Consider the following 23,630-nt stretch of genomic DNA (forward strand, 5'->3'; position numbering starts at 1 on the left):
CCGGGATGCCGAGTGACGCCGCACCCGACCAGTCCGCCGCCGACGGCTACCTGCAACGCGCCCATCTCCTCGCCGAGCTGGGCCGCTACGACGAGGGCGTCGGCGAACTCACCGCGCTGCTCGCGGACGAGCCCGGGCACCTGCCCGCGTTGACCATGCTGGCCCGGATGCACCTGGCCGCCGGGCGTCCGGCGGAGGCGCTGGCCGTCGCCGAGACGGCCGTGACCCCAGTTCCGGACGCCGTGACAGCCGACGGCGAAACGTCCGCCGTCGAGCCGCCCACTGCCGCTGAGACGTCCGGGACGCGTGCCGCCGAAGCGGCCGGGGGTGTCCTGCCGGTGCTCGTGGCCCGTGGCTTCGCGCTGCTCGACCTCGAACGCTGGAAGCCCGCAGCGGCCACCGCCGACGAGATCCTGGCGCGCGGTCCGGGCGACGCGTACGCGCAGCGCAGCGCCGCCGCCATTCTCTCCGCGTCGCGCAACGGGCAGGCGGCGCTGGACGCGGCGTGGCGGGGCGTCGAGCTGGCCCCGGAGGAGCCGGAGGCGCACCTGGTGCTGGGCCTTGTCGCGGTCCGGCTGCAACTGTTCGACCTGGCCGAGCGGGCCTACCGGGAGGCGCTGCGGCTGGACCCGGAGCTGGGCGAGGCGGGGCAGGACGTGGGCGTGGCCCGGCTGGAGCGACGCCGCTACGCCGAGACGCTGGAGCACCTGACCGCGCTGGCGGACCTGCCGGTGGCCCGGCCCGACCCGGTCCGGACCGTGGACGACGGCATCCGGCGGCTCCTGCTGTCGGTGGCCGGCTGGTCGCTGCTCGCGAGCCTGCTGGCCGGCGTCCTGGCCCCGGCCTCGTCCGGCGCGTCCCGGCTGTTCGCGGCGCTGTCGGTGGCCGGCGTGGCGGTGCTGCTGCGGCGTCCGGCGACGTGGCGGCCCGGCCTGCGGGAGGCGATGTCGCGCGGCCTGGCCGTGCCGGTCTGGGCGGCCGCCGCCGCGGTGCTGCTGCTTCTCGTGTACGCGCTGGTCGGCAGCCCGTGGCCGCTGGCCGGGGTGGTGACCGCGTCGGTGGTGGCCGGACTCACCGCGTTCGCTCGCCGGTGAGAGGGTAGGAGGACCGGAAACACCGGCTCAAGGAATGCGGGGACCCGTGCTCACCGTCAATGCCTACGCGGCGACGTCCGCTACCAAACCGCTCGCCCCGACCACCATCGAGCGGCGGGACCTCGGACCGGACGACGTTCTCATCGACATCAAGTTCTCCGGCATCTGCCACTCCGACATCCACACCGCCCGCAGCGAGTGGGGCCCGACCCGCTACCCGATCGTGGTCGGCCACGAGATCGCCGGCGTGGTGCGGGAGGTCGGCTCCGCGGTGACGAAGTTCGCCGTCGGCGACCGGGTGGGGGTCGGCTGCCTGGTCGACTCCTGCCGGGAGTGCGACAACTGCCGTAAGGGGCTGGAGCAGTACTGCCTCAAGGGCAGCACCGGCACGTACGGCGGGGTGGGCCGGGACGGTGAGCCGACCCAGGGCGGCTACTCGCAGGCCATCGTGGTCACCGAGGACTTCGTGCTGCGCATCCCGGACGGCATCGAGCTGGACGCCGCCGCGCCGCTGCTCTGCGCCGGCATCACCACGTACTCGCCGCTGCGGCACTGGAACGCCGGGCCGGGCAGCCGGGTCGCGGTGATCGGCATGGGCGGCCTCGGCCACATGGCCGTGAAGCTGGCCCACGCCATGGGCGCCGAGGTGACTGTGCTGTCGCAGTCGCTGAAAAAGCGGGAGGACGGGCTGCGGCTCGGCGCCGACCACTACTACGCCACCTCCGACGAGGAGACGTTCCGTGAGCTGGCCGGCTCGTTCGACCTGATCATCAACACGGTCAGCGCGACCCTCGACATGGACGCGTACCTGCGGCTGCTGGCTGTGGACGGGACGCTCGTCAACGTGGGCGCGCCCGAGGATTCGCTGTCGGTGCACGCGTTCTCGCTGATCCCGGCCCGCCGTTCGTTCGCCGGGTCGAACATCGGCGGCATCGCGGAGACCCAGGAGATGCTCGACTTCTGCGCCGAGCACGGGCTGGGCGCCGAGATCGAGGTCATTCCGGCCGAGAAGATCAACGAGGCCTACGAGCGGGTGCTCGCGTCCGACGTGCGCTACCGCTTCGTCATCGACGCGTCCACGTTCTGACGACCGCGTGCGAAGGGGCCGCGTCCGTGCCGGGCGCGGCCCCTTTTCGCGTACGTCAGGGCTTGCGCGCCCAGGTCCAGGCGTAGCCGTCGTCCTCGCAGGCGGCGGCCGCGTCGCACAGGTCCAGCGGGCGGAACGTGTCGACCATGACCGCCAGCTCGTCGAAGAACTCCGCCCCGATCGACCGTTCGGCCGCGCCCGGCTGGGGGCCGTGGGTGAAGCCGGACGGGTGCAGCGAGATCGAGCCCTGCTCGATGCCGGAGCCGCGCCGGGCCTCGTAGTTGCCGCCGGTGTAGAACAGCATCTCGTCGGAGTCGACGTTGTGGTGGTTGTACGGCACCGGGATGGCGGCCGGGTGGTAGTCCACCTTGCGCGGCACGAACGAGCAGATCACGAAGTTCGGGCCCTGGAACGTCTGGTGCACGGGCGGCGGCTGGTGGATCCGCCCGGTGATCGGCTCGAAGTCGTGGATGGAGAACGCCCACGGGTACATGTGCCCGTCCCAGCCGACCACGTCGAACGGGTGGTTGGCGTAGACGTACCTCGTCCACCCGCGGCGGTGCTTGACCAGCACCTCGACCTCTTCGCCGTCGACCAGCAGCGGCGTGTCCGGTCCCCGGACGTCGCGCTCGCAGTAGGGCGCGTGCTCCAGGAACTGTCCGCGTACGGAGAGGTAGCGCTTGGGCGGGCCGATGTGGCCGGACGCCTCCACGGCGAGCAGCCGGGTCGGTTCGTCGCCGGTGGGCACGAGGCGGTGGATGGTCGAGGTGGGGATGACGACGTAGTCGCCGGCGACCGCGTCGAGCACGCCGAACGGCGACTCCACCCGCATCGACCCGGCCTCCAGGTAGAGGCAGTGGTCGCCGGTGGCGTCGCGGAACAGCGGTGACGGGCGGTCGGCGAGCACGTACGCGATGCGTACGTCGTCGTTGGCGAGCAGGTACTGCCGGCCGAGCACCGGGTCCGCGCCGGTGCCGTCGAGCTTGTGGGTGCGCAGGTGACGCGGCTTGAGCGGCAGGTTCGGCACGCGGGTGACGGTGGGCGGGGCGTACTCCTCGGCGGCGAGGATCGCGGTCGGCGCGTGGCGGTGGTAGAGCAGCGACGAGTCGGAGGAGAAGCCCTCCTGGCCGACCAGTTCCTCCGCGTAGAGCGTGCCGTCGGGCTGGCGGAACTGGGTGTGGCGCTTGCGCGGCACGTCGCCGACGCTGCGGTAGTACGGCATTTCGCCTCCCGATATGTCCCGTTCTCCGGCCGGTGGCGTCCGATAATCGGACGCTGTTGTCCGTTCCTCGTAGCGTCCCGTACATTCTTGTCTCGTGTCAACGCAGGTGCCCCGCCTCCTCTCCGGCCTGGTGGACGACGCCGCGGTCTTTCCGCCCGGAAACGCCGCGCTGCCCGACGCGGTGACCGCGCACCGCACCCACCGCGCCGCCTGGTACACCGACATGGTCGGCCCGCTGCTGCTGCCCGCCTCGGAGATCCAGCGCGGGTCGCTGCGCGGCCTGGTGGACCCGGCCGAAGGGCTGGTCATCGGGCTGATCGGCGACACCGGCCTGGACCAGCTCCCGCAGGCGCTGGACGCGCTCGCGCCCGACGGGGTGACCGCCCGGCAGATCGAGGCGCCGGTGGCCAAACGCGGTGAGGACCCGCAACCCGGGCTGTCCGAACTGGTCGCGCTCGCCGACCGGCTCGACGGCACCGCCGTCTACGCGGAGATCCCGCTGACCTTCGGGCTGATGGGCGCGCTCGACACGCTCGCCGAGGCGCGCGCGGGCGGGCTGCCGGTGGCCGCCAAGTTCCGTACCGGCGGGCTCGCCGCCGAGCTGTTCCCCACCCCGGTCGAGCTGGCCGCGGTGATCTGCGCCTGCCGGGACCGTAAGCTGCCGTTCAAGCTCACCGCCGGGCTGCACCACGCGATCCGGCACCGCGACCCGGAGACCGGCTTCAACCACCACGGTTTCGTCAACGTGCTGGGCGCCACGCTCGCCGCGGTCGGGGGCGCCGAGGTGGACGGCGTGGCCGAGCTGCTCGCCGCCACCGACCCGGTCCGTGTGGTCGAGCCGGCGCGGGCGCACCGCGACGCCGAGCGCCCGCTCTGGGTCGGGTACGGCTCGTGCAGCATCTCCGAACCACTTACCGATCTGATCCGGCTGGGGCTGGTGAACGGAGGCTTCGAGGCATGACCGAACGCACCGAGCGGAGCGAGGGCCGTGAGGGCGTGCCCAGTCTGCACGGCATGAGCGAACGCACCGAGCGAAGCGGAGTGCTGGCATGACCTGGGTACCAGGGGCGGCGGGGTCGGCGTACGGGGTGACGAACCTGCCGTACGGCGTGTTCCGACACGGCGAGGGCGAGCCGCGTATCGGCGTCCGCATCGGTGACTTCGCGCTGGACCTGGCCGGCGCGGAGGCCGCCGGTCTGGTGCTGGCCGGCGGGGCGCTGGGCCGGCCGACGCTCAACGCCTTCATGGCGCTCGGCCGCCCGCAGTGGACGGCGGTCCGGCAGCGGGTCGTCGAGCTGCTCACCGAACCGGAGCACCGGGCGGCGGTCGAGCCGCTGCTGGTGCCGCTGCGCGAGGTCGAGATGGCGCTGCCGTTCGAGGTGGCCGACTACGTCGACTTCTACTCCTCGGAGCACCACGCCTCGAACGTCGGGCAGATCTTCCGGCCCGGCCAGCCGCCGCTGCTGCCGAACTGGAAGCACGTGCCGATCGGCTACCACGGCCGGGCCGGCACCGTGGTCGTCTCCGGCACCCCGGTGATCCGCCCGACCGGGCAGCGGGCGAGCGCGCAGGGCCCGACCACCGGCGCGTCGGTACGGCTGGACATCGAGGCCGAGGTGGGCTTCGTGGTGGGCGTACCGAGCCGGCTGGGCGAGCGGGTGCCGGTGGCCGACTTCGCCGACCACGTCTTCGGCGTGGTGCTCGTCAACGACTGGTCGGCCCGGGACATCCAGGCGTGGGAGTACCAGCCGCTCGGGCCGTTCCTCGGCAAGTCGTTCGCCACGTCCGTCTCGGCCTGGGTGACGCCGCTGGAGGCGCTCGCCGACGCGTTCGTACCCGCGCCGGACCAGGACCCGCCGGTGCAGGACTATCTGCGCGACACGCCGCACCTCGGGCTGGACCTGACGTTGTCGGTGCAGTGGAACGGCGAGCGGGTCGCCGAGCCGCCGTTCGCCGGCATGTACTGGACCCCGGCGCAGCAGCTCGCCCACCTCACCGTCAACGGCGCGTCGCTGCGTACCGGTGATCTCTACGCCTCCGGCACCGTCTCCGGTCCGGAGCGCGGCCAGGTCGGGTCGTTCCTGGAGCTGACCTGGGGCGGGTCCGAGCCGGTCAAGTTCGCCGACGGCAGCGAGCGGACGTTCCTGGAGGACGGCGACACGGTGACGATCACCGCCACCGCGCCCGGCCCGGACGGCACCACTGTCGCGTTGGGCGAGGTCACCGGGACGATCCTCCCGGCCCACTGAGTTCTGCCTTCCCGAACGGCCCCGGTCGCACCCGATGTGCGACCGGGGCCGTTTCCTTCCGCGTTTATCGCTCCGGATCACGTACGCCCCGGACGGCGGCTCCCGGCCGGAACGGAGCCGCCGATGGTGCCGGGTCGGGGGGCGTACCCGGGTAGCCGAACAGGAAGGACGAGCATGACCGAGTTGACCGGCGCCGTCTGGCGCACCAGCAGCCGCTCGAACGATCAGGGCCTCTGCGTCGAGGTGGCGACGAACGTGGTCGCCGCGCACGGCGTGGTGGGCGTACGCGACTCCAAGGACCCGGACGGCCCGGCGCTCGCGGTGAGCCCCCCGGGCTGGGCCGCGTTCGTCACCGCGCTGCGGGGCGGTTCGTTCCGCGGCTGACCGTCAGTGCCACACCCCGGTGCCCCGACGATCGGGGCACCGGCGGTGGAAATGTCACAGCGAGGCTCCCCGTTTCCGGTCACGGCCCGTACCGTGTACGACACGGGAGGTGCCATGTCGACGGTCACGGTGTCCGCATTCATCGAAGCGCAGGCCGCCGACCTGTGGCGCCTGCTGACCGACCTCCCGGCCCGCGCCGACTGGCTCTCGGCGGTGAGCGCGGTCGAGGTCCTCGGCGCCGGCGGGTTCGGGCCCGGCTCGACCTGGCGGGAGACCCGCGTCCGGCCGGACGGCGGCGCCGAACCGGAGGAGTTCGCGGTGATCGAGGCGGTCGCCCCGAGCCGGCTGGTGCTCGGCTCGCGCGGCGCCGGCGCGGACTACCGCATCACCTGGACGCTGCGCACCGTCGAGCGGCGACGCCGCGGCTGCACCGAGGTCACGGTCGAGCAGGAGGCGGCGCCGACCCGCCCGTACGGCCGGGTGCTGGCCCTGATCCTCGGCGGCCTGGCCGCCCGCGCGGTGGAGGGCGCGCTCCGACGCGACCTGGCCGACCTGGCGCTGGCCGCCGGACCGGCCCGGTCCTCCGAGGCCGCCTGAGCCGACCTGGCCGCTCGCCGCGCCCGGCCCGGACCTGGCCGGTAGGGTGCCGGGTCGGAGGTGACGGATGGCGAAGGCCGCGAGGCGGCGGGCCGTGGTGGCGCTGGTGGCGGTACTCGCCGTCGCGGCGACGGTCGCCGTGGTGGTCCGGGTGCTGGCGCCGGCCGAGGTCGAGACCGTCGCCCGGGAGCCGTACCCGGGGGCGCCCGCGCCGACCGCCGGGGTGATCGGACGGCTGCCGGTGGCGCCGCTCGTCGTCGACGGCCGGCTGCGCGTCTACGCGGGCGCCCGTCAGGTGTACGCGGACCAGCCGGTCAGCGGGCGGCACCGGGTCACCCCGTTCTGGTCGTACCGTCGCTGGCCGGCCACGTTGACCGCGGTGCTCGCCCAGGACACCACTGTGGTCAGCCGCTGGTCCGACGGGAAGCTGGTGGCGCTGGACGCGCGTACCGGACGGGTCGCCTGGCGGGCCGACGGCCCGGAGCCGGGGCCGGTGCCGGAGCCGAGGCGGACCTACGCCGGCACGGTCTGGGACCCGGCCGGGCTGCACGTCGCTCGTGCCGCCGGCCGATCCGTGCTGGTGTCGGCGGGTCCCGGCGGGGTCGGCGGGTACGACCTCGCCGACGGGCGCCGGCTCTGGCGCGCCGACCTGCCCCGCGACTGCCGGGCCGACGTGGGTACGACAGCCAGCGGCGAAGTGGTCGGGGTGGACAGCTGCGAGGGGCCGGCCGTGGTCGAGCTGCGGGACGCGGCGACCGGTGCGGTACGGACCCGCTGGCGGCCGCCGGACGCGCCGGAGCAACTCGTCGTCACGCCTGTGGGCTGCCCGCACGGGCACTCCGGTTGCCGCGGGCTGCGTACCGCCGGGCCGGACGGCGCGGGCAGCCGGGGCTGGCTGGTGACCGACCCGGGCGAGCCGGCCGCCGCGCCGGGCCTGGACCACCCGGACACGGTGCTGGACGGCGAGCGGGCGGTGGACACGTCCGGCCCGGTGGTGGTCGGGCGCTCGGCGCGTACCGGCGAGGAGTTGTGGCGCCGGGCGGACATCCATCCGGCCCGGGTGCTCGCGACCGAGCCGGGGCGGGTGCACCTGCTGACCGACCGGCGGGAACTGGTCACCGTCGACCCACTCACCGGCGCGACCCGGTCCAGTTTCGTGCTCGACGTCGGGCGGGACGGGATCGGCTGGCGGCCGGGCCGGGCGTACGCGGTGGACGGCTACGTCGCCGTGGAACGGCTGCGGGAGAGCGCCACGCCGGAGGACGACGACCAGGGCTACTTCCTGATGGCCGAGCCGGTGCTGCTCGCCGCCACCTGACCGGCGGTTCGACCTGCAAAACGGACAAAAGCCACTATTGTTGTCGGATGAGACGCCCAGGGCCGGTCTGTAGGGGGTTGACGGACCGGCCCCGGGCGCGCCCCGGTCAGGCCAGGGCGGACTCGGCCACCGCCAGGAACGCGTCGTTCTCGGCCGGGGTGCCGATGGTGACCCGGACGCCGTCGCCCGGGAACGGGCGGACGATCACGCCGCGCGCCTCGCACGCCCGGCCGAACTCCACCGCCCGCTCGCCGAGCGGCAGCCAGACGAAGTTGGCCTGGCTCTCCGGCACGTCCGGGACGAACTTGCGCAGCGCCTCGGTGACCCGGTCCCGCTCGGCCACTACCAGCGCGCAGCGCCGCTCCACCTCGTCGGCCTGCGCCAGCGCGGCCAGCGCGCCGGCCTGGGCGGCCATGCTGGTGGAGAACGGCGTGACCACCTTGCGCACGGCGGCGGCCACCTCCGGCGCCGCGACCAGCCAGCCGATCCGCAGGCCGGCCAGGCCCCACGCCTTGGACAGCGTGCGCAGCACCGCCACGTTCGGCCGGTCCAGGTAGGTCAGGCCGTCCGGCACCTCCGGGTCGGTGACGAACTCCCGGTACGCCTCGTCGATCACCACGAGCACGTCGTCCGGCACCGCGTCGAGGAAGCGGTCCAGCTCCGCCCGGCGCACCGCCGTACCGGTCGGGTTGTTCGGGTTGCAGACCAGGATCATCCGGGTCCGGTCGGTCACCGCCGCCGCCATCGCGGAGAGGTCGTGACCGTGGCCGGCGTCGTTCGGCACCCGCACGCTGGTCGCGCCGCTGGTCGCCGCGATGATCGGGTACGCCTCGAAGGAGCGCCACGAGTAGAGCAGCTCGTCACCGGGCAGGCAGGTGGCGCGGACCAGGTGCTCGGCCAGCGCCACCGAGCCGCAGCCGGTGGCGATCCGGTCGGCGTCCACGCCGTACCGCTCGGCGAGCGCCTGACGCAGCGCCACCACGCCCATGTCCGGGTAGCGGTGCGAACCCGCCACCGCCTCGGCGACCGCCTCCACCACGCCGGGCAGCGGGCCGTAGGGCACCTCGTTGCTGGCCAGCTTGATCGCCTCGGGCAAACCCAGCTCCCGCGCCAGGTCGGCCGGGCTGCGGCCGGGCACGTAGTTGGGCAACGCGTCCAGGTCGGCGCGGGTGAGCCGCAGCGGAGGCTGGTGGCGTCCGGTCTCGGTCATGGGGTGTCTCCCGGGGTGTCGGCGCGGTCGCGCGGGGTGGTACGGGGGTCGGGCCGCTTACGGGGAAGCTGGACCACCACCGTCTGCGCCCGCTTGTCGTGCAGGGCCTGGCGCAGCGGCTGGTCGAACAGGGGCGAGACCGCGTCGATGAGCTGCAGCAGCAGACCGAGCCCGCAGCAGTACCAGAGCAGCGTGGGCAGGCCGAGCGTGCTCCAGCGCCGGGTGGCCCGGCCGAAGCCGAGCGGCTGGTCCGCCTCGACCGGCAGCGCGCGTACGCCCATCAGCCGCTTGCCGAACGTCTGCCCGCGCGCCGCCATCGACGGCACCTCGTAGGCGTACCAGAGCGCGGTGGCGATCACCAGGATGGCGATCTGGAGGCCACCGGCCTGGTCGTCGATCTGGGGCAGCCCCTCGGTGGAGGTGTCACCGTTCATCGCGCGGCGCACCGACTCACGCAGGTACGGCGCGACGGCCTCGAAGTAGCGCCAGACGAACCAGCCGTTCACCACCGCGTTGAGCAGGAACACCACGCCGAAGTCGATCAGGCGGGCGACCAGCCGCGCGCCGTACGAGGCGAGCGGCAGCCCGTGCGGGCGCGGAATGGGCTGTGCGCCCGGCCAGTGCGGGTACGGCCAGCCCGGCGGCGGTCCCTGCGGCGCCGGCCCGGCCTGACCGGGCTGCCGCGGCCACGGGCCGCCCGGCCCCGGCTGCCCGGGCTGCCCGGGCTGTCCCGGCCAGGGACCGGGCTGTCCGGGCCAGGGGCCGGCCTGACCCGGCTGGCCCGGCCACGGTCCGCCCGGCTGGGCGGGCGCGCCGGACGACGGGGCGACCTCGGACCCGCTACCCGTCCCGGCACCGGGCGTCGCGGCGGCGGCCGGCTCGGGTTCGGCGGGCGGTGGACCGTCGGGCGGGGTGACGTCGACCGGGATCGGCGCGCCGATCCAGCCCTCGCCGTCCCACCAGCGGCGGGTCTCCGGGTCGGCGGGGTCGACGTACCATCCAGGTTCCAAGCTCACAGCGCCGTCCTTGTTCCCGACTGCGGGGCTCGCAGGCCCGGCTCACTCCTCGCGCTCACGGGCCAACCTTAACGACGACCGTTCCGGCGAACTTGTCGTGGAGGCACTGCTGCCAGGGCTTGTCCCACAGTTGCCAGAAACCGTCGAGGTAGTTGAGGAACGGCACGAACATCCCGCCGGCGAACTCGACGGCCCAGCGCTTGCCGAGCATGCCCCGGCTCAGCGCGGCGTCCGGCTGCACCGGCACGATCCGCAGCTTCATCACCTTCTTGCCCAGCGTCTGGCCGGTCCGGCGGGCGTACTCGACGTGGTAGACCCAGTAGAAGACGAGCATCAGCAGCAGGACCCCGAGCTCGGCGGCGAGCAGCGGCAGGAACACGCCGGTCCAGAGTTCGGCCGGCTCGGGACCGTTGGGGCCCGCCTGCTCGATCTCGTCGATCATCCGGACGAAGACGAGGGCGAAGACCGGCAGGAACAGCACCATCGTCACCGCCATCGCGACGGCGGTGTCGATCAGGTAGGCGATCAGCCGGTCACCGAAGCTCGCCAGCGGCTGCCCGTTCGGCGCCAGCGGGGGCGGGACGGGCCTCGGGGCGTACCCCGGTGGGGGGTAACCGGGCGGCGGGTAGCCGGGCGGGCCGGCGTACCCCGGAGGAACGTGCTGCGCGGGCACCGCGGGCCCGGTGGGCGGCGCGAAGCCGCCGCCCGCGGGTGCAGGCCCGGCAGGCGGCGGCGTCGGGTTCGGGGGAGGCTGGGTCACGCCGACAGTGTTACAGGTTGCCGCGCTTCTCCTGCTCCCGCTCGATCGCCTCGAACAGGGCCTTGAAGTTGCCCTTGCCGAAGCCGAGGGAGCCGTGCCGCTCGATCAGCTCGAAGAAGACGGTGGGACGGTCCTGCACCGGCTTGGTGAAGATCTGGAGCAGGTAGCCGTCCTCGTCCCGGTCGACCAGGATCTTGCGGGACTGCAGCTCCTCGATCGGCACCCGGACGTTGCCGATGCGGGCGCGCAGCTCCGGGTCCTCGTAGTAGGAGTCCGGGGTGTCCAGGAACTCGACGCCCGCCGCGCGCATGGCGTCCACGCTGGCCAGGATGTCGTTGGTGGCCACCGCGATGTGCTGGGCGCCGGGGCCCTGGTAGAACTCCAGGTACTCGTCGATCTGCGACTTCTTGCGGGCCACGGCCGGCTCGTTGAGCGGGAACTTCACCTTGCGGGTGCCGTTGGCGACGACCTTGCTCATCAGCGCCGAGTAGTCGGTGGCGATGTCGTCGCCGATGAACTCGGCCATGTTCGAGAAGCCCATGACGCGCTTGTAGAACTCGACCCACTCGTCCATCCGGCCCAGCTCCACGTTGCCGACCACGTGGTCGACGGCCTGGAAGAACCGCTTCGGCTGGAGGCCGGCGTCGATCATCGGCTGCCGGTCCACGATCGGGCCGCGGGCGACGAATCCGGGCAGGAACGGGCCGGTGTAGCGGGACCTGTCGATCAGGCTGTGCCGGGTGTCGCCGTACGCGGCGATGGACGCCATCCGCACGGTGCCGTGCTCGTCGCTGACGTCGTGCGGCTCGACCAGGCCGGTGGCGCCCTGCGCGACGGCGTGCGCGTACGCGGCGTCCACGTCCGGCACCTCCAGCGCGATGTCGGAGACGCCGTCGCTGTGCTTCGCCACGTGCTCGGCGCCGTCGGCGTCCGGGCGGACCGCGCCGGTCAGCACGAAGCGGGCCGAACCGCTGGTCAGGACGTACTGCGCGTGGTCGCGGTAGCCCTGCTCCGGCCCCCGGTACGCCACGCAGGTCATGCCGAACGCGGTCGAGTAGTAGTGCGCGGCCTGCTTGGCGTTGCCGACCAGGAAGTGGACGTGGTCCATGCCCTTGACCGGGAACGGGTCGCGGCTGATGTCGTGGTCGACGGCGCCGACGAGAGCGTCGACGTCGACCTCCTCGGTCGACTGGGGTCGGTCGATCGCCTGGGTCATGGTGGCCTCCCTCGCGTACCGGCCGGCCTCGTGGGCCGCCGTGGATGTGCTCTTCCGGGGAGGATCTACGGCGCACGGTGAGTTGGGCAACAGTTGGCGTTATTCCTGGTCAGGTTGTGCATTCGGTACCGTCGGACACCATGAACACTGGTCAGGATGTACAGCTGGACGAGCTGGACGCGCGCTTGATCGAACTGCTGGCGGAGGAACCGCGGATCGGGGTGCTGGAGTGCTCCCGGCGGCTCGGCGTGGCCCGCGGCACGGTCCAGGCCCGGCTGGACAAGCTGGTCGGCCGCGGCGTGGTGACCGGGTTCGGGCCGGACATCACGCCCGCCGCGATCGGCTTCGGGGTGACCAGCTTCGTCACGCTGGAGATCAGCCAGCGGCACGGCCACGACCAGGTCACCGCGCACCTGGCCGCCATCCCCGAGGTGCTGGAGGCGCACACCATCACCGGCTCCAGCGACCTGCTCTGCCGCATCGTCGCCCGGTCGAACACCGACCTCCAGCGGGTCATCGACCAGATCGTCGCCTCCGAGGGCATCCGGCGCGCGTCCACCATCATCGCGCTGGCCGAGCAGATCCCGTACCGCACGCTGCCGCTGGTCCGCTCCGCCGCCCGGGGGTAAGGAAGGGCCCCCTGTTAACGCCTGCGGAGGTGGAAGGGCCCCTTATTAACACCTGCCCGGGCAAGAAGCGCTGCGACACGCCCCGCGCGCGACCCGGGGGACCGGTGATCGTCGCTACCGTGTGCGGTGTGAAGGGCCTAGGGGTACGCGGCTGGTTGCTGCTCGGGCTCGTCACCGTGGTCGTACTCGCGGCGACAGGCGTCTGGAACCCGTTCCCGGCGCTGTGGGACTGGGTCGACCGCAGCAAGCCGATCTCCGAGCCGGACGTGGTCTGGCAGCAGCGCGTCGGCGGCACCCCGCGCAGCGTCACCATCGCCGGCGACACGGTGATCGTCGAGCAGCGCACCCGCGTCGAGGCGCGCAGCCTCGCCGACGGCCGCCAGCTCTGGGAGCGCAAGGCCGACTGGTCGGCGGTCGCGGGCGGCGACCGGGACCCGGTCGTCGCCGTGGGCAAGCTGCTGGACAAGGGGTACGAGGTGCTCGACCCGGTCAGCGGCGTGACCCGGCGTCGCGACGATCGGGCGATCGCCGTCTGGACGTACCGGAACCTGCTGCTGGACGCCTACTGCGTGCGGGCCACGGACTGCACGTTGCGGGCCTGGGAGCCGCGCGGCACCGCTCCGCTGTGGAGCGCGTTCCTGCCCGGCGTGCACAGCGGCGTGCTCGCCGACAACCCGGAGCTGCTCGGTACGCGGCGGCTGGGCGCCACCCGGATCGACGGCGGGGTGGCCGGGCCGGAGGCGGTACCGCCGCTGCTCGGCTTCCCGGTCGACGGCCGGGTGCACGTGGTGGACACCGCGACCGGCCGGGTGCTGCAGAACGTCGAGCCGGGCCGGGAGGAGCGGCTGGCGGTGGTCGGCGGCCGGCTGCTCCGGATCGCGGCCACCTCCCGCGACGGGAGCTGCTACTACACCGTCACGGCAGTCGACCCGGCGACGGGTCAGCAGGTGTGGCGGCGGACCGGGATCAACCTGCGTACGGCCGACTACGCCGGCTGCGTACAGCGGGAGGACCCGCAGGGCGCGCGCAACGTCCTGATCGGTGTCGCCCCGGACGGGCGCGAGGCGGTGCTCGACGGGTACGACGGCCGTCTGCTCCAGGTGGGCGCGGACGGTGAGAAGCTGCTCGCCGTGGACGACCGCTACGCCGTGGTGCGCAGCGCCGACAAGGAGTCGCTGCTGGGGCGGGAGCTGTCGGCGGACCGGACCCGGTGGACCCGGCCGGCGGGCGGTAAGAGCGGCGCCGCGCTCACCCCGTACGCGGCGCTGATCAGCGAGGAGAAGCCGTCTCGGCTGATCGCGGTCGAACCGCGCGAGGGCCGCGTCCTGGTCGAGCTGCGGACCGCGGCGAACGCGCTGGCGGTCGGCCCCAACGGCATGATCATCGGGGAGGGCCGGGAGATCGGGTACGTCCGCTGGGGCGCCGGCACGACCGGCGCGCCCGGGCCGGGGCAGGGCGACGCGCCGGTGGCGCCGAACCCCGGGGGCAGCTGGCAGCCGCCCGGCGACCAGGGCAGTTGCGGCCCGAAGCGGGAACTCTGCGTCGACGGCAAGTGACAGCGGGTGAGAGGTCGGGTCACGACCCCACCTGCGGGTGTCACCGATCGACGGCTCTGCCCTAGGCTTTTCGGTCATGAGCAGTGCCGCCGCCTTCTCGTACGCACCCCTGCTGCCGACCGGCCCCGACCTGACGGAATACCGCCTGGTCACCGATGAGGGCGTGGACGTCGTCAACGGCCCGGGTGGCCGCCGGTTCCTGACCGTCGATCCGGGCGCGCTCACCGCGCTGACGGCCGAGGCGATGCACGACATCGCCCACTTCCTGCGCCCGGCCCACCTGGCCCAGCTCCGCTCGATCATCGACGACCCGGCGGCCTCGCCGAACGACCGGTTCGTCGCGCTCGACCTGCTGCGCAACGCCAACATCGCGGCCGGCGGTGTGCTGCCGATGTGTCAGGACACCGGCACCGCGATCGTGATGGGCAAGCGCGGGCGGCACGTGCTCACCGACGGCACCGACGCGGAGGCGATCTCGCGCGGCGTCTACCAGGCGTACACCCGGCTGAACCTGCGCTACTCGCAGCTCGCCCCGCTGACCATGTGGGACGAGCGGAACACCGGCAGCAACCTGCCCGCCCAGGTGGAGCTGTACGCCGAGGACCCGGACGGCCACGCCGACGCGTACAAGTTCCTCTTCATGGCCAAGGGCGGCGGCTCGGCCAACAAGTCCTACCTCTACCAGGAGACCAAGGCCCTGCTGAACCCGACGCGGATGATGCAGTTCCTGGAGGAGAAGCTCCGGCTCATCGGCACCGCGGCCTGCCCGCCGTACCACCTGGCCATCGTCATCGGCGGCACCTCGGCCGAGTACGCGCTGAAGACCGCCAAGTACGCCTCCGCGAAGTACCTCGACGCGCTGCCTACCGAGGGCTCGATGAGCGCGCACGGCTTCCGCGACCTGGAGCTGGAGGCCGAGGTGCTGGAGCTGACCCGCAACTTCGGCATCGGCGCGCAGTTCGGTGGCCGCTACTTCTGCCACGACGTACGGGTGGTCCGGCTGCCCCGGCACGGCGCCTCCTGCCCGGTGGCGATCGCGGTGTCCTGCTCCGCGGACCGGCAGGCGGTGGCGAAGATCACCCCGTCCGGCGTCTGGCTGGAGCGCCTGGAGACCGACCCGGCGCGCTACCTGCCCGACGTGACCGACGAGACGCTGGAGACCGAGGAGGTCGTCCGCGTCGACCTGAACCGGCCGATGGACGAGATCCGGGCCGAGCTGTCGAAGTACCCGGTGAAGACCCGGCTGTCGCTCACCGGGCCGCTGGTCGTCGCGCGGGACATCGCACACGCGAAGATCGCCGAGCGGCTGGACGCGGGCGAGCCGATGCCGCAGTACCTGCGCGACCACGCGGTCTACTACGCCGGCCCGGCGAAGACCCCCGAGGGCTACGCCTCCGGCTCGTTCGGTCCCACCACGGCCGGCCGGATGGACGCGTACGTGGAGAAGTTCCAGGCGGCCGGCGGCTCGATGGTGATGCTCGCGAAGGGCAACCGGTCCGCTCAGGTGACCCGCTCCTGCCAGGCCCACGGCGGGTTCTACCTCGGCTCGATCGGTGGCCCGGCCGCCCGCCTCGCCCAGGACTGCATCAAGCACGTCGAAGTGCTCGAATACGCCGAGCTGGGCATGGAGGCGGTCTGGAAGATCGAGGTGGAGGACTTCCCCGCCTTCATCGTCGTCGACGACAAGGGCAACGACTTCTTCGCCGAGGTCACCAAGCCGGTGCTCACCGTCGGCCGCCGCTGAGTTCAGACGCACAGACATCGGTGCGCCTGCCCGGTCGGACCACCGGACAGGCGCACCGCCCCCGTCGGATGCCGTCATCGGCAACCCGCACCGAGTCTGTGCGCCGCCGCTATCGGATCGCTATCGCCTCGGCGCGGCGCTCGGTGACCGCCGGGCTACGCTGCTGCAGGGTTGATACGGCGGTCGGGGGAGCGCGGTGCGGTTCGGAATCTTGGGGCCCCTGCGGGTCGGCGGCGGTGAAGCCACCGTCACCGCGGGTCGAGATCGAATCGTCCTCGCCATGTTTCTGCTGCGTCCGGGCCTGGTGGTGCCGACCGAGGACCTGATCGACGCCGTGTGGGAGGACCGTCCCCCGGCGACCGCGCGGACCCAGCTCCAGATCTGCGTGTCTCGACTGCGGCAGCGGTTCGCGGCGCTCGGCCTGCCCACCGTGACCATCGTCACCGACCCGGCCGGATACGGCATCCGGATCGAGCCGGGCGACCTCGACGCAGAGGTGTTCGCCAACGGTGTGGAGGCGGCCCGCCGGAACGCCGAAGCGGGCCGGCTGATCGAGGCGCGTCAGAACTACCGGGACGCGCTGGCGTTGTGGCGTGGGCCGGTGCTGGCCGGCATCCCCGCCCGTAGCGTGCGGCGGCGGGCGCAGGCGCTCGACGAACAGCGGCTCGCCGCGCTGGAGGACTGCGTCGACATCGAGTTGCGGCTGCGCCGGGCGCCCGAGCTGGTCGACGAGCTCACCGAGGCGGTCGAGCGCGAGCCGCTGCGGGAACGGTTGCGGGGGCAGTTGATGCTGGCCCTGTCGGCGGTCGGCCGCCACGCGGACGCGCTGGCTGTCTACCGGGAAGGGCGGCGGATCTACGCCGAGGAGCTGGGCATCGAGCCGGGCGCCGCGTTGCAGGAGCTGCACCAGCGGATACTCGCCGGCGACCTGGCGCTGAGCGGCCCGGAGAGCCGTGTTGCCGCGCCGGTGCGGGCGCTGCCGCGCGCGATCAGCGACTTCACCGGGCGGCAGCAGACAGTGGCCCGGCTGGTGCGGGAGGTCGAGGAGGGTAGCCGGGTCCAGCTCGTCGACGGCATGGCGGGCAGCGGCAAGACCACGCTGGCCGTGCAGGTGGCGACCGCTGTGGCCGGCCGGTTCCCCGACGCGCAGCTCTTCATCGACCTGCACGGGCACAGCGACCGCAGCCCGCTCAGTACGACAGTGGCCGCCGCCACCCTGCTCCGGCAGCTCGGCGTGCCGGCTGAACGGGTGCCGGCCGACCCGACGGACCGGCTGGCGATGTGGCGTTCCGAGCTGGCCGGGCGTCGGGCCGTGGTGGTGCTCGACAACGCGGCCGACGCCGGCCAGGTCGCACCGCTGCTGCCCAACGGTCCGGACTGCCTGATACTGATCACCAGCCGTCGTCGCCTGATCGGCCTGGACTCGGGCCGCCCGTCCTCGCTGCCGGTACTCGACGCCGACGAGGCGGTCGAGCTGCTGGCCCGCGTGGCCGGCGCGGAGAGGGTGGCCGCCGAGCCCGAGGCGGCGATGGAGGTGGCCCGCCGCTGCGGACACCTTCCGCTGGCCCTGCGGCTGGCCGGGGCCCGGCTCGCGCACCGGCCGCGGTGGCGGGTGGCCGACCTGGCGGAGCGGCTGGCCGGCGCGTCCGACCCGCTGGCCGAGCTGGTCGCGGGAGAGCGGTCGGTGGCCGGCGCCTTCGCGTTGTCGTACGAGCAGGTGTCGCCGCTCGCGCAGCGGGTCTTCCGCCTGTTGGGCCTGCACCCGGGTCAGTGTGTCGACAACCGGGTGCCGGCCGCGCTCGCCGACCTGCTGCTGCCGCAGGCGCAGGACGCGCTCGACGAACTTGTCGACGCGCACCTCGTCGAGGAGGTGGAACCGGGCCGCTACCAGCTGCACGACCTGATCCGCGAGTACGCGCGCACGCTCGGCGCCGGACGCGAGACCGCCGACGAGCGGCGGGCGGCGGTGGGCCGTCTCATCGACTTCCATCTTCAGGTCACCGCGTCCATCGGGCGGTCGCTGGAGACGGGCGCCGAGCCGTCCCTGTTCGACCTGCCGGAGCCGGCGCGGCCCGACCTGGTGGCAGCCACTGTCGGCCTCGGCCGAGCATGGTTGGAGGAGAACCGCTCGACCCTGACGGCGCTCGTCCGGCTGGCGGAGAACGAGGGTTTTCTCCGGCAGAGCTGGCAGTTCGCCCGGGTCGCCTGGGTCAGCAACTTCTACGGCGGTCGCCTGGACGACCTGATCGAGACGCATCAGATCGGTCTGCGGGCCGCCGAGCGCCTGGGCGACGAGGAGGCCGTTGCGACGATGCTCAACTATCTCGCCTCGGCGGACTACCGCCGGGCGCGGTTCGCCGAGGCCATCCGGCGGCTGGAGGCGGTGGTCGGTATCTACCGCAGGCTCGACCGGCCGGGCGAGCTGCGCAAGGTGCTGGGCAACCTCGGCACCGCGTACGCGGTCGACGGGCAGCACCAGCGGGGTATCGAACTCCTGACCGAGTCCGCGGCGATCGCCCGCCGGTCGGGCGAGTCGTCGTGGTTGTCCAACCTGCTGAACAACCTCTCGTTCACCCTGATCTCGCACGGCCGGTACGACGAGGCTGTGCGGATGTGCCGCAACCAGATGGCTGTCGCACGGCAGGCCGGCGACCTGCGGCAGCTCGGCAACTCGATCGGGCACCTCAGCATGGCGCGGCACCGGCGCGGCGAGCACGGGCCCGCACGCCGGCTCCTGCGCGCCGGCCTGAGGCTCAAGCGCCGGGTGGGCAACCGGTACGGCGAGGGCGAGCTGCTCAACGAGCTGGGCATGATGGAGCGCGAGGAGGGCCGGCCGGAGCTGGCCGCCTCGCTGCACCGGGACGCCCTCGTGGCCATGATCGACGCCGGGGATCTGGTCGGGCAGTGCGCCTCCCGGAACCTGCTGGCCCGGGCGATCTTCGACCAGGGTGACGTGGCCAGCGCGCTGGACCTGCACCGCCGGGTGCTAGCCGACGCCGAGCGGCTGGGCCTGCGCTACGAGCAGGCCCGCGCCCTGGACGGCCTCGCGCGATGCCTGCGCCACGACGACCCCGACCAGGCCCGCCGGTACGCCGGGCGTGCGCTGGCGCTGTTCCGTCAGGTCGAGACGCCGGACCAGCGGGACACCGAGAAGCTGCTGGTCGAGCTGGGCTGAGGGGGCCGCCACTTTCCCTGCACTCCGACCGGCGGCGCGGCAGGATGGTAGGCGTGACGACTCCAGAGGCGACCGGCTACCGGATCGAACGCGACTCGATGGGCGAGGTGGAGGTGCCCGCCGAGGCACTGTGGCGGGCGCAGACCCAGCGCGCGGTGCAGAACTTCCCGATCTCGGGGCGCGGGCTGGAACCGGCCCAGATCAAGGCCCTGGCGCAGATCAAGGGGGCGGCGGCACTGGTGAACGGTGAGCTGGGGGTGATCGACGCGGACGTGGCGCAGGCGATCGCCACCGCCGCCGCGCACGTCGCCGAGGGCGGCTACGACGACCAGTTCCCGGTGGACGTGTTCCAGACCGGCTCCGGTACGTCGTCCAACATGAACACCAACGAGGTGATCGCCACCCTCGCGAGCCGCGAGCTGGGCCGCGACGTGCACCCGAACGACCACGTCAACGCGTCGCAGTCCAGCAACGACGTGTTCCCCACCTCGATCCACCTGGCCGCCACGCAGTTCGTGGTGGAGGATCTGATCCCGTCGTTGAAGCAGCTCGCGGGCGCGCTGGAGGAGAAGGCGGCCGAGTTCGAGACGGTGGTCAAGGCCGGGCGTACCCACCTGATGGACGCCACGCCGGTCACGCTCGGGCAGGAGTTCGGCGGCTACGCGGCGCAGGTCCGCTACGGCGTCGAGCGGCTGGAGTCGGCGTTGCCCCGGCTGGCCGAGCTGCCGCTGGGCGGCACCGCCGTGGGCACCGGCATCAACACGCCGCTGGGGTTCGCCGAGCGGGTGATCGGCAAGCTGCGGGAGTCGACCGGGCTGCCGTTGACCGAGGCGCGCAACCACTTCGAGGCGCAGGGCGCCCGGGACGCGCTGGTGGAGACCTCGGGCCAGCTCCGTACCGTCGCGGTCGGTCTCTACAAGATCGCCAACGACGTGCGCTGGATGGGTTCCGGCCCGCGCGCCGGCCTGCGTGAGCTGCGCATCCCCGACCTCCAGCCCGGCTCGTCGATCATGCCCGGCAAGGTGAACCCGGTGGTGGCCGAGGCGATGCGGCAGGTCTGCGCCCAGGTGGTCGGCAACGACGCGGCGGTGGCGTTCGCCGGGTCGCAGGGCGACTTCGAGCTGAACGTGATGCTCCCGGTGATGGGCCGCAACCTGCTGGAGTCGATCAAGCTGATCGCCGCGTCCAGCCGGCTGTTCGCCGAGCGGCTGGTGGCCGGCCTGGTCGCGGACGCCGAGGTCTGCCTGGCGTACGCGGAGGGCTCGCCGTCGATCGTCACCCCGCTCAACCGCCACCTCGGGTACGACGAGGCCGCCTCGATCGCGAAGGAGGCGCTGGCCAAGCAGGTGTCCATCCGCGAGGTGGTGATCTCCCGGGGTCACGTCGACTCGGGCAAGCTCACCGAGACCCAGCTGGACGAGGCGCTGGACCTGCTCCGGATGACCCACCCCTGAGACCGGCGCCGGTAATTGCCTCGACCCGTCACCGTGGGCGCGGCATGATCCGACGGTGCGTGACGACGGCGGGGTGCTGCTGGAGACCGCGCGGCTGACGCTGCGCCGGTTCACGATGGACGACGTGGACCGGTTGGTGGCGCTGGACGCCGACCCGGAGGTCATGCGCTTCCTGACCGGCGGCGTGCCGACCCCGGCCGCGACATTCCGGGACGACGTGCTGCCCCGGGTGCTCGCGCAGTACACCCGGCACCCCGGGCTCGGCCGCTGGGCGACGCTCGACCGGTTCACCGGCGAGTTCCTCGGCTGGCACTCGCTCGACCCGTCCGACGACGGCGCCGAGGCGGAGCTGGGCTACCGGCTGCGCCGCGCGGCGTGGGGGCACGGGCTGGCCACCGAGGGCGCGCGGGCGCTGGTGCGGCACGCGTTCGACACGGTCGGCGTCCGCCGCGTGTGGGCGCAGACGATGGCGGTGAACGACCGCTCCCGGGCGGTCATGGCCCGCGCCGGGTTGCGCTACGTCCGCACGTTCCACCTCGCGTTCGACGAACCGATCCCGGGTACGGAGCACGGCGAGGTGGAGTACGAGCTGTCCCGGGAGGACTGGCCCGCGACCCGTCAGGACTGGGACGCCGCCCTGCGGGCCCGGTAGGCGCTCACCGCGGCCCGGTTGCCGCAGCCGGCGTCGCAGAACCGGCGGGAGCGGTTCCGGGACAGGTCGACAAGCACGTTGTCGCAGTCGGGGTGGTCGCAGTGCCGCAGCCGGCTCAGCTCGCCCATGCGTACCAGGTCGGCCATCGCCATCGCGGCCTCGACCGCCATCCGGGTCGCCAGCGGCGCGTCCCGCGGCACCGCGTGCAGGTGATACGGCTCGTCGTCGTGCCGGACGAGTTGCGGCAGCGCGTGCGACTCGCGCAGCAGCCGGTTGACGATCGCCACCACCTCGTCGGTGTCGGCGTACCAGATGCGGCGCAGCCGGGGCCGCAGCGCGCGGACCTGGCGTAGTTCGGTCTCGGTGTGCTCGTGCCGGCCGCTCCACCCGTGGGTGGTGAAGAAGGCGTCCAGGGCGGCCACGTCGGGCAGCCCTTCCCGGTCGCCGTCGGCGGTGTTCACCAGTGCGGCGGCACCGACCAGCGCGCATTCGGTGTCATGAGCGAAAAGCAACTTGACTCCTGTCAGGGGCTCCGCCTAGCGTCATCAGCATAACCGTCCTTCACTCATGACCTGGAGCTGTCGATGCGTGAACGATCCGGCGTCGGGCTCGGTCTGGCACTGCTCTCCGCGATCACGTTCGCGACCTCGGGCACCTTCGCCCGCCCGCTGATCACCGGCGAGTGGTCGGCGGTCGCGGTGGTGGTCGCCCGGGTCGGCATCGCCGCGCTGGTGCTCGCCGTGCCCGCCCTGCTGGCCCTGCGCGGCAAGTGGTCGGTGCTGCGGCGCAACGGCGTCACGGTGCTGCTGTTCGGGCTGCTCGGCGTCGCCACCGCGCAGGCGTGCTTCTTCAACGCGGTCCGCTACCTCCCGGTCGGTGTGGCGCTGCTGCTGGAATACCTCGGCATCGTGCTGGTGGTCGGATGGATGTGGCTGGTCCACGGGCAGCGCCCGCGAGCGCTGACGGTGGCCGGCTCGGTCACCGCCCTGTGCGGGCTGGCGCTCGTCCTCGACCTCACCGGCGCCGGCCGCCTGGACCCGGTGGGCGTGCTGTGGGGTCTCGGCGCGGGCGTCGGGCTGGCCGGATACTTCGTCATCGCCGGCCGGATCGACGCCGAACTGCCGTCGGTGGTGATGGCCAGCGGCGGCATGGCTGTCGGCGCGCTGGTGCTGCTCCTGCTCGGCGGCATCGGCGCGCTGCCGCTCGCCGCCGGCACCGCCGACGTCACCTTCGCCGGGCACCAGGTGAGCTGGCTGGTGCCGATCGCCGGGCTGTCGCTGATCGCCGCCGTGGTCGCGTACCTGGCCGGGGTCGCCGGCACCCGGCTGCTCGGGGCCCGGCTGTCCTCCTTCGTGGGGCTGACCGAGGTGATGTTCGCGGTGCTGATCGCCTGGCTGGTGCTCGACGAACTGCCCAGCCTGATCCAGCTGGCCGGCGGGGTGCTCATCCTCGGCGGCGTCGCCCTGGTCCGGGCGGACGAACTGCGCGGCACACCTTCGGCGGCCACGTCCGCCGAGCCGGTGCTGGCAGGCGACCGGTGAGCGGGCCGCGCAGCGCTGTCGTCTTCGACGCCGACGAGACACTCGTCGACCTGCGCCCGGCGATCACCGGCGCGCTCGTCGCCGTACTGGAGGAGATGCGGCGGCGGACCCCGGCGGCGGCCGCGGTGTCGCTCGCGGACCTGGAGGAGGACTGGGGTGCGGTCTTCGGCGCGCTCAGCGCCGCCCCGGTGCAGGAGATCCGGCGGGCCGCGCTGGCCCGCTCGCTGGCCCGGGCCGGGCTGGAGACGGAGCTGGACGAGTTGGCGGAGTTGTTCTTCGCCCGCCGGTACGCGCTGAGCCGGCCCTTCCCCGACGCGCTGCCCGCGTTGGCGGCACTGCGCCCGCACCACGTGCTGGGCTTCGCCACGAACGGGAACAGCCGCGCCGAACGCTGCGGCCTCGCCGGGCAGTTCGCCTTCGAGCTGTACGCCCACGAGGGCGGCCTGCCGAAGAAGCCGGCCGGGGAGTTCTTCGCGGCCGTGGTGGCGGCCGCCGGGCTGCCCGCCGCGCGGATCGTGCACGTGGGCGACTCGCCGGAGCACGACGTGGTCGCCGCCCAGCGGGCCGGACTGCGTGCCGTCTGGCTCAACCGGGGCGGGCTTCCCCGGCCTCGGGGCCTCGAACCGGACGCCGAAGTGTCCACGCTCGCCGGACTGTCCACGGTGCTCAACACCTTGACAAGCGCGAATGCCTAGTTGCGGCCGATAACGGACGTCGATCTGGCGG

Annotated in this window: 21 protein-coding genes; 15 read left to right on the forward strand and 6 right to left on the reverse strand. The window is 73.2% G+C overall.

All coding sequences use genetic code 11. The features are described from left to right. The first annotated feature begins 5 nt into the window (after positions 1 to 5). Positions 6 to 1,094: a lipopolysaccharide assembly protein LapB gene (locus tag HA073_RS28605; protein ID WP_166457723.1), complete on the forward strand. Its 1,089-nt coding sequence runs from the start codon at positions 6 to 8 to the stop codon at positions 1,092 to 1,094. A gap of 46 nt (positions 1,095 to 1,140) precedes the next feature. Then, complete coding sequence (locus tag HA073_RS28610; RefSeq protein WP_166457724.1) at positions 1,141 to 2,181, forward strand: NAD(P)-dependent alcohol dehydrogenase; 1,041 nt, start codon at positions 1,141 to 1,143, stop codon at positions 2,179 to 2,181. Positions 2,182 to 2,236: 55 nt separating this feature from the next. Here the strand turns inward: HA073_RS28610 and HA073_RS28615 are convergent, their stop codons facing one another. Next, the gene (locus HA073_RS28615) at positions 2,237 to 3,403 is read right to left on the reverse strand and encodes a homogentisate 1,2-dioxygenase (protein ID WP_166457725.1); all 1,167 of its coding nucleotides are present in this window, start codon (positions 3,401 to 3,403) and stop codon (positions 2,237 to 2,239) included. Positions 3,404 to 3,497: 94 nt separating this feature from the next. On the opposite strand from HA073_RS28615, the gene HA073_RS28620 reads away from it, so the two are divergent. The 5 genes from HA073_RS28620 to HA073_RS28640 all read left to right on the forward strand — a co-directional run bounded on the left by HA073_RS28620 (position 3,498) and on the right by HA073_RS28640 (position 7,951). Next, positions 3,498 to 4,364 (forward strand): hypothetical protein, encoded by an 867-nt coding sequence (locus tag HA073_RS28620; RefSeq protein WP_166457726.1) that lies wholly within the window; start codon positions 3,498 to 3,500, stop codon positions 4,362 to 4,364. A gap of 88 nt (positions 4,365 to 4,452) precedes the next feature. Next, positions 4,453 to 5,652 carry a fumarylacetoacetase gene (fahA, locus tag HA073_RS28625; RefSeq protein WP_166457727.1) on the forward strand — a complete coding sequence of 400 codons (1,200 nt, stop codon included), beginning with the start codon at positions 4,453 to 4,455 and terminating at the stop codon, positions 5,650 to 5,652. Between the two features lie 174 nt (positions 5,653 to 5,826). Then, positions 5,827 to 6,036, forward strand: coding sequence for a DUF397 domain-containing protein (locus HA073_RS28630; RefSeq protein ID WP_043327931.1), 210 nt, complete (start codon positions 5,827 to 5,829; stop codon positions 6,034 to 6,036). 114 nt (positions 6,037 to 6,150) lie between these two features. Beyond that, positions 6,151 to 6,633 carry an SRPBCC family protein gene (locus tag HA073_RS28635; protein ID WP_166457728.1) on the forward strand — a complete coding sequence of 161 codons (483 nt, stop codon included), beginning with the start codon at positions 6,151 to 6,153 and terminating at the stop codon, positions 6,631 to 6,633. Between the two features lie 67 nt (positions 6,634 to 6,700). Further along, a complete protein-coding gene (locus tag HA073_RS28640; RefSeq protein ID WP_166457729.1) occupies positions 6,701 to 7,951 on the forward strand; it encodes a PQQ-binding-like beta-propeller repeat protein in 1,251 nt (416 codons plus the stop codon). Positions 7,952 to 8,057: 106 nt separating this feature from the next. On the opposite strand, the gene hisC is transcribed toward HA073_RS28640, so the two are convergent. The 4 genes from hisC to hppD are packed head-to-tail and all read right to left on the reverse strand — an operon-like array spanning position 8,058 to position 12,153. Further along, a complete protein-coding gene (gene hisC, locus HA073_RS28645) occupies positions 8,058 to 9,161 on the reverse strand; it encodes a histidinol-phosphate transaminase (protein ID WP_166457730.1) in 1,104 nt (367 codons plus the stop codon). Then, the gene (locus HA073_RS28650; RefSeq protein ID WP_064446757.1) at positions 9,158 to 10,177 is read right to left on the reverse strand and encodes an RDD family protein; all 1,020 of its coding nucleotides are present in this window, start codon (positions 10,175 to 10,177) and stop codon (positions 9,158 to 9,160) included. Before HA073_RS28650 ends, hisC begins: the two co-directional genes overlap by 4 nt. Before the next feature lie 55 nt (positions 10,178 to 10,232). Continuing rightward, positions 10,233 to 10,937, reverse strand: a complete 705-nt coding sequence (locus HA073_RS28655) for an RDD family protein (protein WP_064446756.1) — start codon at positions 10,935 to 10,937, stop codon at positions 10,233 to 10,235. 10 nt (positions 10,938 to 10,947) lie between these two features. Next, positions 10,948 to 12,153 carry a 4-hydroxyphenylpyruvate dioxygenase gene (gene hppD, locus HA073_RS28660; protein WP_043327937.1) on the reverse strand — a complete coding sequence of 402 codons (1,206 nt, stop codon included), beginning with the start codon at positions 12,151 to 12,153 and terminating at the stop codon, positions 10,948 to 10,950. Between the two features lie 140 nt (positions 12,154 to 12,293). On the opposite strand from hppD, the gene HA073_RS28665 reads away from it, so the two are divergent. The 6 genes from HA073_RS28665 to HA073_RS28690 all read left to right on the forward strand — a co-directional run bounded on the left by HA073_RS28665 (position 12,294) and on the right by HA073_RS28690 (position 21,363). Then, positions 12,294 to 12,782, forward strand: a complete 489-nt coding sequence (locus HA073_RS28665) for an Lrp/AsnC family transcriptional regulator (protein WP_013288920.1) — start codon at positions 12,294 to 12,296, stop codon at positions 12,780 to 12,782. A 155-nt stretch (positions 12,783 to 12,937) separates the two neighbouring features. Beyond that, positions 12,938 to 14,338 carry a PQQ-binding-like beta-propeller repeat protein gene (locus tag HA073_RS28670; protein WP_043327938.1) on the forward strand — a complete coding sequence of 467 codons (1,401 nt, stop codon included), beginning with the start codon at positions 12,938 to 12,940 and terminating at the stop codon, positions 14,336 to 14,338. A 76-nt stretch (positions 14,339 to 14,414) separates the two neighbouring features. Next, a complete protein-coding gene (locus HA073_RS28675; RefSeq protein WP_030502831.1) occupies positions 14,415 to 16,082 on the forward strand; it encodes a fumarate hydratase in 1,668 nt (555 codons plus the stop codon). 196 nt (positions 16,083 to 16,278) lie between these two features. Then, on the forward strand, positions 16,279 to 19,257 hold the full coding sequence (locus HA073_RS28680) for an AfsR/SARP family transcriptional regulator (RefSeq protein WP_166457731.1): 2,979 nt from the start codon (positions 16,279 to 16,281) through the stop codon (positions 19,255 to 19,257). A gap of 44 nt (positions 19,258 to 19,301) precedes the next feature. Next, positions 19,302 to 20,711, forward strand: coding sequence for a class II fumarate hydratase (locus tag HA073_RS28685; RefSeq protein WP_176722885.1), 1,410 nt, complete (start codon positions 19,302 to 19,304; stop codon positions 20,709 to 20,711). A 55-nt stretch (positions 20,712 to 20,766) separates the two neighbouring features. Further along, the gene (locus HA073_RS28690; RefSeq protein ID WP_166457732.1) at positions 20,767 to 21,363 is read left to right on the forward strand and encodes a GNAT family N-acetyltransferase; all 597 of its coding nucleotides are present in this window, start codon (positions 20,767 to 20,769) and stop codon (positions 21,361 to 21,363) included. Here HA073_RS28690 and HA073_RS28695 read toward each other — a convergent pair. Then, complete coding sequence (locus HA073_RS28695; protein WP_069089593.1) at positions 21,330 to 21,875, reverse strand: CGNR zinc finger domain-containing protein; 546 nt, start codon at positions 21,873 to 21,875, stop codon at positions 21,330 to 21,332. The two genes, HA073_RS28690 and HA073_RS28695, sit on opposite strands and share 34 nt — an antisense overlap. Before the next feature lie 72 nt (positions 21,876 to 21,947). Between HA073_RS28695 and HA073_RS28700 the strand changes: the two genes are divergently transcribed. Beyond that, entirely contained in the window at positions 21,948 to 22,904 is a 957-nt protein-coding gene (locus HA073_RS28700) for a DMT family transporter (RefSeq protein ID WP_166457733.1), read from the forward strand. Then, positions 22,901 to 23,599 (forward strand): HAD family hydrolase, encoded by a 699-nt coding sequence (locus HA073_RS28705; RefSeq protein ID WP_166457734.1) that lies wholly within the window; start codon positions 22,901 to 22,903, stop codon positions 23,597 to 23,599. Before HA073_RS28700 ends, HA073_RS28705 begins: the two co-directional genes overlap by 4 nt. Positions 23,600 to 23,630 lie beyond the last annotated feature (31 nt).

Source organism: Micromonospora sp. CMU55-4, assembly GCF_011602315.1.
GTDB classification, from domain to species: domain Bacteria; phylum Actinomycetota; class Actinomycetes; order Mycobacteriales; family Micromonosporaceae; genus Micromonospora; species Micromonospora chalcea.

What these genes read in the sequence shown, in the direction of transcription:
- HA073_RS28630 (WP_043327931.1), top strand. Translation starts at nt 5,827, where the DNA reads ATGACCGAGTTGACCGGCGCCGTCTGGCGCACCAGCAGCCGCTCGAAC.
- hppD (WP_043327937.1), bottom strand. Translation starts at nt 12,153, where the DNA reads ATGACCCAGGCGATCGACCGACCCCAGTCGACCGAGGAGGTCGACGTC.
- hisC (WP_166457730.1), bottom strand. Translation starts at nt 9,161, where the DNA reads ATGACCGAGACCGGACGCCACCAGCCTCCGCTGCGGCTCACCCGCGCC.
- HA073_RS28665 (WP_013288920.1), top strand. Translation starts at nt 12,294, where the DNA reads ATGAACACTGGTCAGGATGTACAGCTGGACGAGCTGGACGCGCGCTTG.
- HA073_RS28605 (WP_166457723.1), top strand. Translation starts at nt 6, where the DNA reads ATGCCGAGTGACGCCGCACCCGACCAGTCCGCCGCCGACGGCTACCTG.
- HA073_RS28640 (WP_166457729.1), top strand. Translation starts at nt 6,701, where the DNA reads ATGGCGAAGGCCGCGAGGCGGCGGGCCGTGGTGGCGCTGGTGGCGGTA.
- HA073_RS28700 (WP_166457733.1), top strand. Translation starts at nt 21,948, where the DNA reads ATGCGTGAACGATCCGGCGTCGGGCTCGGTCTGGCACTGCTCTCCGCG.
- HA073_RS28675 (WP_030502831.1), top strand. Translation starts at nt 14,415, where the DNA reads ATGAGCAGTGCCGCCGCCTTCTCGTACGCACCCCTGCTGCCGACCGGC.
- HA073_RS28685 (WP_176722885.1), top strand. Translation starts at nt 19,302, where the DNA reads ATGGTAGGCGTGACGACTCCAGAGGCGACCGGCTACCGGATCGAACGC.
- HA073_RS28615 (WP_166457725.1), bottom strand. Translation starts at nt 3,403, where the DNA reads ATGCCGTACTACCGCAGCGTCGGCGACGTGCCGCGCAAGCGCCACACC.
- HA073_RS28635 (WP_166457728.1), top strand. Translation starts at nt 6,151, where the DNA reads ATGTCGACGGTCACGGTGTCCGCATTCATCGAAGCGCAGGCCGCCGAC.
- fahA (WP_166457727.1), top strand. Translation starts at nt 4,453, where the DNA reads ATGACCTGGGTACCAGGGGCGGCGGGGTCGGCGTACGGGGTGACGAAC.